The 384-nt window shown below is 41.4% G+C and carries 1 protein-coding gene; it reads right to left on the bottom strand.

The features are described 5' to 3' along the window. Positions 1-384 (bottom strand): Ig-like domain-containing protein (locus ACSULM_RS12500; RefSeq protein WP_436863127.1); only part of this gene is annotated, 384 nt, incomplete at both ends.

Raw genomic sequence — 384 nt, 5'->3', positions numbered from 1 at the left:
TCGTATCTGTAACTGTTGTTGTTGCTTCACCTGACACATTTCCATCTTTATCTGTTGCTGTTACAACGATATTTTCATCGCCTTTAAGATCTACATTCGTTGGAATATCTATTGTGTAGTTGCCTTCGTCGTCAGCTGTTCCTGTACCTGTTGTTCCGTCTGGGAACGTTACTGTTACTGTTGAACCAGCTTCCGCTGTTCCTGAAATTTGTGTGTCATCACTTGTTACATCATTCACCGTTGGTGCCTCTGGTGCTGTCGTATCTGTTACTGTTGTTGCTTCTTCCGACACGTTTCCATCTTTATCTGTTGCTGTTACAACGATATTTTCATCGCCTTTAAGATCTACATTCGTTGGAATATCTATTGTGTAGTTGCCTTCGT

Origin of the sequence: Staphylococcus caeli (assembly GCF_051413795.1) — a bacterium.
Classification (GTDB): Bacteria; Bacillota; Bacilli; order Staphylococcales; family Staphylococcaceae; genus Staphylococcus; species Staphylococcus caeli_A.
Note: the sequence above shows the minus strand (reverse complement) of the source record. Positions and strands in the feature narration are given on the sequence as shown.